Here is a 13089-nt window from a genome sequence, read left to right on the forward strand (position 1 = left end):
TATGTTACAAACGAAAGGTGGAATAATATGGCTAGTTTCAGAAAAAGAGGAACTACATGGCAATACAGAATAAAACATAAAGACCCTTTAACTCAAGAGCCAATCGAAGTCTCCAAAAGTGGATTTAAAACAAAAAAAGAGGCACAGATAGCTGCAAGACAAGAAGAGCAAAGATTGATAGGTGATTTAGAAATTAACGGAGGAGAAACCCTTTTAAAGCATTATCTTAAAGATTGGCTCGCTCAATACAAACAAGGTAATGTTAGGAAAAACACTTACATTCTTCATGAACGAAATGTTAATACAAAAATTCTCCCCTATTTTAAGGAGATTAAACTAAAAGATATTAAACCCTTACGTTATCAAAAATTTATTAATTATTTAGCAGACCAGGGATACAGCAAAAGAACAATTGAAATCATTCACGGGACAATGTTCAACGCTTTAGCTACGGCAGTAAAGCCTCTTAAAAAAATTGAAGAAAACCCATGTGAAGGGGTAACAATTCCAAGGGCTAAATCTAAGAAAAAAGAAAAGTTAGAATACATTTAGTCAGATGATATTTCCCTCTTCCTTAAATTTGCAAGACAAGATAATTATTTGTACTATATCTTCTTTAAAACTTTACTTGAAACAGGAATGCGTAAGGGAGAAGCAGCTGCTTTACAAAGAAAGGATATTGATCTAAAAAATAACTTCATCAACATTAACAAATCATTAGACTTTCAAGTTAAAGAGGGAGAAGAAATATTTGGAGAAACAAAAACATATGAATCCGAAAGAAGAATTAAAATTAACAATTCATTAGCAAAAGAGTTAACAACACACATGAACTATTTAAATGATAATAGAATAGTTTTTAATGAGATTTACGAACATGAATTAGATCTTGTTTTTTGTAGACAGGATGGAAAACCTTTACCAAAGTCTACCCTCTTCAATGCACTCAATCGCATTCTGAAGAAAGCTGGATTAGAAAAAAATGGCAATTTATGATTTAAGACATACTCATGCTGTCCTTCTTCTAGAATCAGGTGCAAGTATGAAGTTTGTTCAAGAAAGACTCGGACATAAAAATATAACCATCACATCGGACGTATACTCTCATATATCTGAGAAGCTTGAAAATACATCAGTGGATGGTTATGAAGAATACATGAATTCACTTTTGTCCTAAATTTTTTTAATTTTTTTGGTGGTCAAAAAGTGGTCAAACTAGTTGTTTCTAGTTATCCCACTTGACTTGACCACCTAGTTATTAATCTAAAACTCTATCAAATCAAGGTTTATCAGATTAATACTGAGACATATACTGTTCGCGCTCCCAAGGATGTACTTGCGTGCGGAACATATCCCACTCGATTTCTTTTGCTTCGATGAAGTGCTCGAATAGGTGCTCGCCTAGAGCTTTGACCATCACTTCGTTTGATTTGAATTCGTCTAATGCTTCAGCAAGTGTTGCAGGAAGGTCGACGATTCCGTTTTCCATGCGCTCTTCTTTGCTCATCACGTAGATGTTGCGGTCGATTGGAGCTGGCGCATCTAGTTTGTTTTTGATTCCATCTAAACCTGCAGCAAGCAAGACGCTAAGTGCTAGGTACGGATTCGCAGCTGGATCTACGCTGCGCACTTCAACACGTGTGCTGATGCCGCGGGAAGCCGGGATACGGATAAGCGGGCTTCTGTTTTGCGCGCTCCATGCAACGTAGCAAGGTGCTTCATAGCCAGGAACAAGACGTTTGTAAGAGTTCACTGTCGGGTTTGTTACTGCTGTAAAGCTTGTTGCATGCTTCACGATACCTGCAATGAAGTGTTTCGCTGTTTCACTTAACTGAAGATCTGCGTTTGCATCATAGAATGAGTTAACGCCATCTTTGAAGAGTGATAGATTACAGTGCATACCTGAACCGTTCACACCGAACAACGGTTTTGGCATAAATGTCGCATGCAGACCGTGTTTGCGGGCAATTGTTTTAACAACTAGTTTAAACGTTTGGATATCGTCACAAGAGCGGACTGCACCAGCATATTTAAAGTCGATTTCATGCTGGCCAGGCGCTACTTCGTGGTGAGATGCTTCGATTTCAAAGCCCATCTCTTCAAGCTCAAGAACGATATCGCGGCGGCAGTTTTCTCCCAAGTCAGTTGGAGCTAAGTCGAAATATCCGCCTTTGTCGTTTAACTCAAGAGTCGGTTCGCCTTTTTCGTCTAATTTGAATAAGAAGAATTCAGGCTCAGGTCCTAGATTGAAATCACTGAAGCCCAGGTCTTCCATTTCTTTCAGAATCCGTTTTAAATTGTTTCGCGGGTCACCTTCGAAAGGTGTGCCATCCGGATTGTAAATATCACAGATGAAACGTGCTACTTTACCTTTTTCAGCTGTCCATGGGAAGATAACAAATGTATTTAGATCAGGATACAGGTACATATCTGATTCTTCGATGCGAACGAAACCTTCAATAGAAGATCCGTCAAACATGACCTTATTATCAAGTGCTTTTGGAAGCTGGCTTACAGGAATCTCAACGTTCTTGATTGTTCCAAGAATGTCGGTAAATTGCAGGCGGATGTACTTGACGTTTTCCTCATTTACTAATTTTACGATATCTTCTCTTGTATACTTTGCCATTTCGTAAAACTCCTCCTCTAAAAGGTAAATGTATATAGCAAAACAGTTGCTAACGGATTAATGAAAGAAGCGGGACATGTCGCCTTGACGGAATGTATTTCCTCTTTGAAAACGGCCGGCTTGCATAAGCTCGTTTTTCAGGAGCTGTCTCAGTTCGTCATCAGACAGATCATGTTTCATTGGTTTCTTCGTCTTCTCATTTTGTTTCTGTTCCGGCTCGGCCGAAGCTTTCGCCAGAATTTGTTTAATTCCTGCCATGTTTACACCTTGTTCAATCAGGTGTTTAATTTCTAACAGTTTATCTACATCGTGAAATGAGAATAATCGTCTATTTCCTTCGCTTCTAGCTGGAAATATCAGTCCATTTTCCTCATAATACCGAATTTGTCTTGCTGATAATTCGGTCAATTGCATGACAATTCCTATTGGAAATAAAGGCATTGAGCGGCGAATGTTATCACTCATCTCAATTTCCTCCTTTTCTTAACTTAGTTTCATTATAGGTGATGTTATATTTTGTGTCAATAACATGTAAGGATTCTTAACATGAAATTCAGTGAAAATTTTAAACTATTCAAATTAATTTCTTATCCATTAAAGAATCCACTGCACTGCATATGGCATTTTTCACATGCGCATAGGTTAATCCTCCCTGGACATACGCTACATATGGCGGGCGGATAGGGCCATCAGCTGATAATTCAATGCTTGCTCCTTGTATAAATGTGCCCGCTGCCATAATCACATCATCTTCGTATCCCGGCATGTAGGCTGGATAAGGCGTCACGTGGGCATTGATCGGCGATGCATATTGAATGGCCTGGCAAAAGGCAATCATCTTTTCTCTGTCGGAAAACTCAACGGATTGTATCAAATCTGTTCTTTTCGCATCCCATTTCGGGTTTGAAGTGAAGCCCAGTTTTTCAAGGAATCTCGCTGTAAACACCGCTCCCTTTAAGCTTTGTGACACAACGTGAGGCGCCAAAAAGAAGCCTTGATACATTTCCTGGAGCGAGTAAAGAGACGCTCCGGCTTCCCGGCCGATGCCCGGTGAAGTCATTCGGTATGAACAAGCCTCGATCCATTCAGATTTTCCAACGAGGTACCCGCCTGTTTTGGCAAGACCGCCTCCCGGATTTTTAATAAGAGATCCCGCCATGAGATCGGCGCCTACATGGCAAGGTTCCAGCTCTTCTACAAATTCTCCGTAACAGTTGTCCACAAATACGATAAGGTTTTCATTGATTTCTTTTACAAAGCGGATCATTTCTTTGATTTCACTAATTAAGAAAGAAGGACGATTGGCATATCCTTTTGAGCGCTGAATGCCGATCACCTTTGTCTTCGGATTGATAGCTGCAGCGACAGCATCGTAATCTATTTTTCCGTCTTCAGTCAGGTCAACCGCATTGTAGCCGATTTGAAAATCCTTTAGCGATCCAGAATTTTCTCCGCCTCTGACGCCGACAATTTCTTCTAACGTATCATACGGCTTGCCTGTGATATAAAGCAGCTCGTCCCCCGGTCTGAGGACACCGAATAAAGCAATGGAAATCGCATGTGTGCCTGAGATAATTTGAGGCCTGACAAGCCCGGCTTCTCCGCCAAACACATCTGCATAAATGCTTTCAAGTGTATCTCTTCCGATGTCATCATAGCCGTATCCTGTAGACGGCGTAAAATGAGTGTCGCTCACCTTGTGTTTTCTATAGCTTTGAAGCACTCGCCATTCATTGCGTTCACTGATTTCTTCTATTTGTTTATGAACGCCGGCAATTTCCGTTTCCACTTCCATTGCTGTTTTTTTTAATAAATCTCCGTGTGTTAAAGTTTCGAACATGTCCTTGTATTCCCTTCTTACATATACTTCTTCAATTCACCGATGATACTTTGCTCTTCTTGTACATATCCTGATATGTCATACTGTTCGTTTTCTTCATTAAAATGAAAACGGTCAACCATCGTTTCGGATTTGATTCTGGAGAGAAGCTTGCCCTCACTTGCCGGTACCTGCGCTTCAAAAGGCGTTAACAGTTCTTGGCGCAAATAACGCTGGATGGCTTCCTTAAACTTTTCAGCATCCTCCTCAAATCTTGCACTGACCATGATATGATTCTTTCCAACGGACGGGATAAAGTCAGGCAGCTTTTGATCGCGTTTGTTATAAGCCGTCAGCACCGGGATATCATCTGCTTCAAGCTCTTCCAGCAAGCGAAGCACCGTTTTTTCGTGCCCTGTGTACTCCTCATTTGAGGAATCAATCAGATGCAGAATCACATCCGCTTCTTTTACTTCTTCAAGCGTTGAGCGGAATGCAGCGATCAGTGTCGTCGGAAGATCTTGAATAAATCCGACCGTATCTGACAGGAGCACGCTGTAGCCGCTTGGCAGCACCATTTTTCTGGTCATAGGGTCCAGCGTGGCAAACAGAAGGTCTTCTTCATAGCTGTCAGCGCTTGTCAGGCGGTTAAACCACGTTGATTTCCCCGCGTTCGTATACCCGACAAGAGCGATTTGCAGCACACCGTTTTTCTTTCTTCTTTCCCGGTAGCGGCTTCTATGGCGAATGACAGTGGATAACTGCGTGTTAATTTCATGAATGCGATTTCTAATATGGCGGCGATCGGTCTCCAGTTTTGTTTCCCCCGGTCCTCTCGCGCCGATCCCTCCGCCTTGCCGGGAAAGGTTGATCCCCTGTCCCGTCAGACGCGGGAGAGCATACTGGAGCTGAGCCAGCTCGATTTGAAGTTTCCCTTCTCTTGTTCTTGCTCTTTTCGCAAAAATATCTAATATCAATTGCGTGCGGTCGATGATTTTTACTTCAATCGCAGTTGCCAAGGACTTCAGCTGGCTTGGTGACAGTTCATCATTAAAAATAAGAAGATCGGCTTCAAGCTCTTCAACGAGCGTCTTCAGCTCTTCAACCTTCCCTTTTCCTATATATGTAGCTGCGTCAGCCCGGTTTCGTTTTTGCGTGACACTGGTCAATACCGTTCCATCTGCTGTTTTTGTCAGTGATGCAAGCTCTTCCATGGAATTTTCAAAATGCTCATCTGTGATATGCGGCAGCTGACATCCGACTAAAATGGCCTTTTCCTGTCTTGTTTCTTGTTCTTTCAAATGGATGTTCCTTTCTATTGCATATTGGGCAGTAGTATTATCATACCAAACCCTGCATGTGTATACCACAAATCGATTGCTGTGAAAACAAGAAATACATTAGAAAAAAAGACCTCTCACAGGAAGAGGTCTATATCGAGCCAGCGGTATCTTCTTTAATTGAAAGATCTTGGCTTTTAATGGTCATCAAATCGCTTTTTAAGTATTGGTCGCCCATTAGAAGTCTCATGGCTTGCGCTCTGATCGATTTTTCTATGACATTTCTGACAAAACGGCCATTGCTGAATTTAATGGGACTTGTTGTGCTTTTGACTGTCATTAAGTAATCCTTTAATTTCCATTCAGCTTCCTGACTGAGCTGGTATTCCCGCTCTGCGATCATCCGTTTCGCAATTTCCATAAGCTGATTGACGGAATAATCCGGGAAATCGATGGAGATGGGAAATCTGGATTGGAGACCGGGATTCAATGATAAAAAATGCTCCATTTCCCGTGAATATCCGGCAAGAATTAAAATGAATTCATGCTGTTTGTCTTCCATATGCTTGACAAGCGTGTCGATCGCTTCTTTCCCGAAGTCCTTTTCGCCGCCCCTTGCAAGGGAATAGGCTTCGTCTATAAACAAAATGCCGCCTAATGACTTTTTGATTAAATCCCTCGTCTTTTGGGCGGTGTGGCCAATGTATTCCCCGACCAAGTCAGCACGTTCCGCTTCGATCAGGTGGCCTTTTGACAGTACGTTCATTTCAAAGAACAGCCGGCCGATAAGCCGTGCAACTGTCGTTTTCCCAGTTCCCGGATTCCCTTTAAACATCATATGCAGCGCTTGCTTTCCCACCTTCAAGCCCTGTTCCGCACGTTTTTGATTGACAAAAATCCAAGCGTATATTTCCTTAATGTTTCGTTTCATTTCCTCCATTCCAACCAGTGTGTTCATCTCTTTTTCTATTTCCTTCAAAATGCCGTGCTTAGCTTCGTTTTTTTGCAAAGCCGCTTGATATTCCGCCTCTGCCTCAGCGTTTGTCAGCACCTGCTTTTGTCCGTTAAGAATAATGTTGATCTGTCCGTTGTTTTTATAAGTCACAGCGCGCTCCAACATTTTCACCTCTCAGTTCTCTCTATATGATATTCAAGCGTATGCCTTATGTGACAAACGCCTATCATGTGTCGAAACAAATGCTTTTTTTCGGGAACAATGGGGAATCCTGCGCTTTCCCGAGAAATACTTTATTTCTTATTGTATTCACGAACACAGGGTGGACAAACCAAGAGATTTTATTTTCAGCAAATTTGTTAGAACAATCAGCTATGAAAGTGATATTTCTTCGATGTATAAACCTCAGTTAGGATATTTTCAATGCGCAGATATGCTTGTAATGAGCTGAGGAATTTATGAATTATCAGATATACTTCCCTTTCACTTCAGTAGGTTGACATGAAAGTAAACCCCAGTCTGCATGAACGGCGTCTACTTCAACAGCTGAGCTTCTCTTACTGTTCGTCAATTGTGACAGCTTTTCTTTCGGCCCGTCGAATATTTCTCCCTCCTCAATCAGGATGATCCGTTTACATAAACGTTCAACGTCATCAATTTGATGGAAGGTGAGAAGAATCGTCGTTTTATGCTCAGTATTTACATGATGAAGAAATTTCTGGGTATTCTTCTTTTCGCGCAGGATATCTAAACCGATTGTCGGCTCATCAGAGTGAGGATTTTGGGATGATGTATAAAAGCCAGCAACTTTTTGGAACAAATCCGGGTAAAACACCCGGGAAATCAACTTTCCTGAGAGACTAAGCCTAGGATGATGTCAAATCCCCATACTTCTTCAAATACAAATGCCCAATAATCCGATGAAGAACTGGAGAGCAAAATAATGGCACCGAGGAAAAGAGTGAGTATAAACGTTAACCCATGCAACCAAGAGTGAGTGATATTAATAGGAAACAAAAAGAATGTCTGAATGTTATTTCCATTGAGTACGTTCTGACTGACCTCCCAAACCACAGTCAAAAAGACTGAAGCAGCATGGAGACCGTTGTGTATGTCAGCATCATTTACAGAGATACCCCTCCGCTTTCTGCTGAATTTGATTGAATAACCACCTTTATTAAACCGACTAAAAGACAAACTTTTAGCAACCTTCCTGTCGCATCCTGTTGAATTGTGCGCTTTCCCGAGAAATAATTTTTCGGGTAACAGGGGTTATTTCCTCATTTTTCTGCCGGATGATAATCGTACAAGCAGAAGCCGTCTTTTTTCATATCCTGTAATGAGGTGATGGAGAATGGTTAAAATTTTTATTGATCCAGGTCATGGCGGGTCCGATCCAGGCGCAACAGGCAATGGTCTCCAAGAAAAAACGTTAACCTTGCAAATCGCTTTAGCTTTACGCACTATATTGACGAATGAGTATGAGGGTGTTACTGTGCTGCTGAGCCGGACAAGCGACCAATATGTCAGCTTAAGCGACCGGACAAATGCTGCAAATAACTGGGGAGCCGATTTCTTTTTATCCATTCACATTAATTCCGGGGGCGGAACAGGTTTCGAAAGCTACATTTATCCGGGAGTCGGAGCACCGACAACGACTTACCAATCGGAGATTCACTCTGAAGTCATACAAGCTGTCGACTTTTCAGATCGCGGTAAAAAAACAGCAAACTTCCACGTATTAAGGGAATCCTCAATGCCTGCCCTGCTTACGGAAAACGGTTTTATTGATACGGTTACAGATGCGAACAAGCTTAAAACGAGCAGTTTTATTCAAAGCTTGGCAAGAGGACATGCAAACGGGTTAGAGCAATCCTTCAGCCTTCAGAAAACATCCGACTCAGGGTTATATAAGGTTCAAATCGGGGCTTTTAAGGTTAAAGCAAATGCGGACAATCTTGCAAGCAGCGCAGAGTCTAAGGGCTTTGACGCCATTGTGCTCTTAAAGGACGGATTATATAAGGTTCAGATCGGCGCTTTTTCTTCCAAAGATAATGCCGATGCCCTTGCTGCCAGAGCTGAGAATACCGGCTTTGACGCTATGGTCTTCCTAGAATCATAATACTGTTTGCGGACGAGCATGCCTGATAAAAAAACCCGGTTCCTCTTCATGAGAAACCGGGTTTTTTTATTCAAGAATGTCAACCACGAATTGCGACCATGTTTCCAGACGGTTATAAATGTCTGTTTGTTTTAGTTCAGAAATTTTCATCCATTTACCCGCAATTTGCTCTTTCTCTTTGACTTCCACATGTGAGCCTGGATTTAATTGAAGCGCAGATAGAATACCGATATGCACTTTGCCGACACTGTTGTCATCATCATTTATCAAACCTAATGTGACAATGGCCTGCTTATCCTCTTCTTCGATTTGCAGTTCTTCATCAAGCTCCCGGTCTGTGTTCAGCTTTAAGACCTCGGCAAAGGAAGCAGCTCCTTCAATATGATTCATATGGCCGCCAAAGCCAAGAGAAAGCTTATTGTGAAGACGTGATTCTCCGCCGCCAGCCAGCCGCTCATAAAGGAAAACTTCATCCTCGCGTTTAATGACGACATAAGGAATCGGCTGCTTATAATGAGGATCTTCTTCTGCGTCTCCCCTTCTCATTTCAGAATAGGTCGCCTCAATTTGAGCCATAATTTCTGCTACTCGGGCATCTTCACTGTTTACGCCTTGAAAAGTCAATTTTTCTTTTTTAAACACTTCATCGCGCGGAGCGACCAAGATGATTTCATCCATTTTTCCCATGATTACTGCGTCCTCCTATTTCAACCTTCAAGCCGAAAAGAGCAGATATTATATCTGCTCTTTTTCATCATCAAAGAAAAAGTCATCGTCTTTGATCGGCTCAACGGTCGCCTTTTTGTACCCATTCCCCTTCATGGAGAAGAAGTCATGTGATTTTGTTTTTGTATTTAATCCGTTTAAAACGATCGGATTAATGTCTTCCTCTTCAAAGTACGGATCAAATCCAAGGTTCATCAGCGCTTTATTCGCATTATAGCGGATGAACTTCTTGACATCGTGCGAGAGTCCGACTTGATCGTATAAGTCCTCGGTATACTCAAGCTCATTCTCATAAAGCTCATTCAAAAGGTCAATGGCAAATTCGCGAAGCTCTGCTTTTGTCTCTTCTGTCTGCTTATTGTAGATTTCTTGAGCGAGAAGTCCGACATAAACACCGTGAATCGCTTCATCACGAAGGATCAGGTTGATAATTTCACCGCTTTGCATCAGTTTTCCTTGTCCGTAGAAATATAACGGATAATAGAAACCGCTATAGAATAGGAAGCTTTCTAAATACACAGATGCAACCATTGCTTTGAACAGTGAAATCTCGTCATCTTTTTTAATCGCTTTGTAGAGTCCGACGATGATTTGCGCTTTTTTCTGCAAAAATTTGTTTTGTTTGACCCATTCGAATACTTCATTAATCGTTTCAGTCGGTGCCAGTGTCATGAAAATATTAGAGTACGATTTTGCGTGAACGGCGTTCTCCATCATCGCCATAAAATTCAGCACGGCTTTCCGCTGGTGGCCGTCTACGTGCTCAGCCACGATCGGCATTCCTGTATTCCCCTGCTCTGTATCAAGAAGAGTCAATCCGGCCAGTACCTTCATATACGTGTCTTGCTCGTTTTTCCCGAGGTACTTCCAAGTGAGGAGATCGCCGTTTAAAGCAATCTCTTCCGGAAGCCAGAACTGTTTCACATTTTGGTTATAAAACATTTGGGTAAAGTCGTCTTCATGCTTTGACCAGTTTGCTGCGTCATAAATTTTCGTCACTATAAACTCTCCTTTAATCAAACAACACAAGAAAGGCAGCTGTCTTGCCCAGTATCTTTCGTTCTTGCATAGTAAATGGTTTTAATTCCTCTGTGATGTGCATACAAATCAATCCGGTTTAAATCACGAGTCGTCATTGTATCTTTTAGGAACAATGTAAAGCTGATTCCCTGATCAACGTGCTGCTGGATTGTCGCGATCATATCTACGACTTTGAACATATCCATATCATAGGCTTCTTTGTAGAAGAACCAGTTATTAGATGCAAGCCCAGGCATTGGGTAGTACGTTTTTGAGTTGCCGTATGTTCTTTCTTCAATCCGTTCCATAATCGGCATGACAGATGCCGTGCTTGACTGAACGTATGAAATCGAGCCTGTCGGCGCAATGCATAATCTGTAGCTGTGATACATGCCGTGTTCAGCCACAAATGCTTTTAATTGACTCCAGTCCTCTGTCGTCGGGATATGCATACCTTCAAACAGATTTGCGATTTTTTCGTATTTCGGCGAGAAATCAGTTGAAACGTATTTATCGAAGTATTCACCAGTTGCATAGGTTGATCCTTCATATTGATCAAACGTCTCGCCCTTCTCTTTTGCGATCTCTGCAGAACGCTGGATAGAGTAGAAGTTCACCATCATAAAGAATGTGTTCGCAAAGTCGCGCGCTTCTGGACTTTCATACGCGATGCCGTTTTGCGCAAGGTATCCGTGAAGGTTCATAGCACCGAGACCGATTGATTTCATCGCTTTGTTTGCCCGTCTTACAGCAGGTGCATTACGGATATCAGTCGTTTCAGATACGTGAGTTAAGGAATCAGTCGCAAGCTTAACAGTCTTTTCGATCGATTTGTGCTCCATCACGTTGAGAATGTTAAGCGATCCCAGGTTGCAGGAAATATCCAAACCGATTTCATCTTCTACATCGTAGTCAGTGTAAGAAGAAACCTGAGATGCCTGCAGCACTTCAGAGCAAAGATTAGAAAATTTCACCTTTGAAATATGGTTATTCGCATGTACTTTGTTGACATTATCCTGGAACATGATGTATGGATAGCCTGATTCAGAACGAAGCACCGCCAGTTTTTCGAGCAATTTCCGCGGGTTGATTTTCTCTTTTTTCACCCTAGGGTTGTCGACGAACTTGTCGTACATTTCATTCATGTCCATTTCGTCCATGTGCTGTCCGTACTCTTTATAGATGGTATGCGGATAGAATACATAAGCCGCTTTGTCCTCACGCGCAAGCTCAACGAACTTGTCCGGAATGACTACACCGATAGAAAGTGTTTTGACGCGCACATCCTCGTCGGCAGAAATCTTTTTCGTATCGAGAAAATCATTGATATCGCGGTGGAAAATGTTTAAATACGCCGCACCAGATCCTTGTCTTTGTCCCATTTGGTCAGCATAACGGAACGCGTTATCAAGAAGCTTCATGACGCCTACAACACCTTTTGTGGCATTTTCAACATCTTTGATGGCTTCACCTTTCGCGCGAAGCTTGGACAGGTTAAGAGAAACCCCGCCGCCCAGTTTAGAAAGCTGCATGGAGATATCGATCGCTCTTGAAATATCATTTAATGAATCATTGACTTCGAGCAAGAAGCAGCTCACCAGTTCACCGCGGCGTTTTCTGCCGGCGTTCAAAAATGTCGGTGTACTCGGCTGATATTCCTGATTGATCATTAGGTTCACATATTCTTTTGCTTTCTCAGTGTCCCCGTTTGCGAAGAACAGCGCAACAATTGAGATCCGATCCTCATAACGCTCGAGGATTCTTTTCTTGTCATTCGTTTTCAAAGCATAGTCATTATAGAATTTAAACGCACTCATGAAGGAAGGAAAACGAAACTTCTTAGCGTAAGCTGTCTTAAACACTTCTTTAATGTCTTCAAAAGAATAAAGGCTTAAGAATTCCTCTTCGTAGTATTGATTTTCAATCAAATAATCCAGCTTCTCTTTTAGATCGTGAAAGTAAACTGTGTTTTGATTGATATAGTCTACAAAATAACTATGTACAGCCTCTTTATCCTTATCAAACTGGAATTTTCCATCTTTTTGGATCATGATTTCGTTATTTAACTGGATCCATTTTGGCACTTGATTTTGTGACAACTCTTTCTACCTCCTGAGTAAACAATTCAACGTCTTTAGATGTGCCGCTGAGTTCAAATTTGTGCAAAATCGGCACCTGATATTGTCTTGAAATGGTATCGGCGCTTTTCGCAAAGTTATCGCCCCATACTTTATTGCCGCTCGCAGCGACCCCTAATAAGAGATGGGCGTATTTTTCGAGAAATGATTGTGTTGATGCCGGTACCTGGCCGAAGTTTGTCGTGTAGGTGACCAAAACAAACGGAGTGTCCAGGTGGTCAATTTCGTCCACCTTGCGTATTTGCTGAAAGTCTATTTTATTCACAAAGCGCTGAACATTCCCTGTTTTTGAATCAAATATGATTTGTACCACGTTTTATCACGACCTATCAAAAAATATGAATCTCTCAACCACTAACACTATATATAGTATACTACCCTCTGGTAAAAACACAATATA

Annotated in this window: 11 protein-coding genes and 1 pseudogene; 2 read left to right on the forward strand and 10 right to left on the reverse strand. The window is 41.8% G+C overall.

The window, feature by feature from the left end; genetic code table 11:
* The first annotated feature begins 27 nt into the window (after positions 1 to 27).
* Positions 28 to 1177: pseudogene (locus tag H7F27_RS11590) on the forward strand (tyrosine-type recombinase/integrase).
* A gap of 117 nt (positions 1178 to 1294) precedes the next feature.
* On the opposite strand, the gene glnA reads toward H7F27_RS11590, so the two are convergent.
* The 6 genes from glnA to H7F27_RS11620 form a co-directional block, all read right to left on the reverse strand.
* Complete coding sequence (gene glnA / locus H7F27_RS11595; RefSeq protein WP_185847938.1) at positions 1295 to 2629, reverse strand: type I glutamate--ammonia ligase; 1335 nt, start codon at positions 2627 to 2629, stop codon at positions 1295 to 1297.
* Between the two features lie 57 nt (positions 2630 to 2686).
* The gene (gene glnR / locus H7F27_RS11600) at positions 2687 to 3094 is read right to left on the reverse strand and encodes a transcriptional repressor GlnR (protein WP_010334345.1); all 408 of its coding nucleotides are present in this window, start codon (positions 3092 to 3094) and stop codon (positions 2687 to 2689) included.
* A gap of 109 nt (positions 3095 to 3203) precedes the next feature.
* On the reverse strand, positions 3204 to 4469 hold the full coding sequence (locus tag H7F27_RS11605) for a methionine gamma-lyase family protein (RefSeq protein WP_105991873.1): 1266 nt from the start codon (positions 4467 to 4469) through the stop codon (positions 3204 to 3206).
* Positions 4470 to 4486: 17 nt separating this feature from the next.
* Positions 4487 to 5749, reverse strand: a complete 1263-nt coding sequence (gene hflX / locus H7F27_RS11610; RefSeq protein ID WP_185847939.1) for a GTPase HflX — start codon at positions 5747 to 5749, stop codon at positions 4487 to 4489.
* 130 nt (positions 5750 to 5879) lie between these two features.
* Positions 5880 to 6848, reverse strand: coding sequence for a stage V sporulation protein K (spoVK, locus tag H7F27_RS11615; protein WP_049809927.1), 969 nt, complete (start codon positions 6846 to 6848; stop codon positions 5880 to 5882).
* A 301-nt stretch (positions 6849 to 7149) separates the two neighbouring features.
* Positions 7150 to 7503, reverse strand: coding sequence for a hypothetical protein (locus tag H7F27_RS11620; RefSeq protein WP_142367113.1), 354 nt, complete (start codon positions 7501 to 7503; stop codon positions 7150 to 7152).
* 534 nt (positions 7504 to 8037) lie between these two features.
* Between H7F27_RS11620 and H7F27_RS11625 the strand changes: the two genes are divergently transcribed.
* Positions 8038 to 8805 carry an N-acetylmuramoyl-L-alanine amidase gene (locus H7F27_RS11625; protein ID WP_101861257.1) on the forward strand — a complete coding sequence of 256 codons (768 nt, stop codon included), beginning with the start codon at positions 8038 to 8040 and terminating at the stop codon, positions 8803 to 8805.
* Positions 8806 to 8871: 66 nt separating this feature from the next.
* Here the strand turns inward: H7F27_RS11625 and H7F27_RS11630 are convergent, their stop codons facing one another.
* The 4 genes from H7F27_RS11630 to nrdI are packed head-to-tail and all read right to left on the reverse strand — an operon-like array spanning position 8872 to position 13002.
* The gene (locus tag H7F27_RS11630; RefSeq protein WP_095713879.1) at positions 8872 to 9492 is read right to left on the reverse strand and encodes a hypothetical protein; all 621 of its coding nucleotides are present in this window, start codon (positions 9490 to 9492) and stop codon (positions 8872 to 8874) included.
* Positions 9493 to 9540: 48 nt separating this feature from the next.
* On the reverse strand, positions 9541 to 10530 hold the full coding sequence (gene nrdF / locus H7F27_RS11635; protein WP_044155791.1) for a class 1b ribonucleoside-diphosphate reductase subunit beta: 990 nt from the start codon (positions 10528 to 10530) through the stop codon (positions 9541 to 9543).
* A gap of 17 nt (positions 10531 to 10547) precedes the next feature.
* Positions 10548 to 12650 carry a class 1b ribonucleoside-diphosphate reductase subunit alpha gene (gene nrdE / locus H7F27_RS11640; protein ID WP_095713878.1) on the reverse strand — a complete coding sequence of 701 codons (2103 nt, stop codon included), beginning with the start codon at positions 12648 to 12650 and terminating at the stop codon, positions 10548 to 10550.
* Entirely contained in the window at positions 12610 to 13002 is a 393-nt protein-coding gene (gene nrdI / locus H7F27_RS11645) for a class Ib ribonucleoside-diphosphate reductase assembly flavoprotein NrdI (RefSeq protein ID WP_024121498.1), read from the reverse strand. The genes nrdE and nrdI overlap by 41 nt, the downstream gene beginning before the upstream one ends.
* Positions 13003 to 13089 lie beyond the last annotated feature (87 nt).

It is taken from the genome of Bacillus sp. PAMC26543 (assembly GCF_014250375.1).
GTDB lineage: Bacteria > Bacillota > Bacilli > Bacillales > Bacillaceae > Bacillus > Bacillus halotolerans.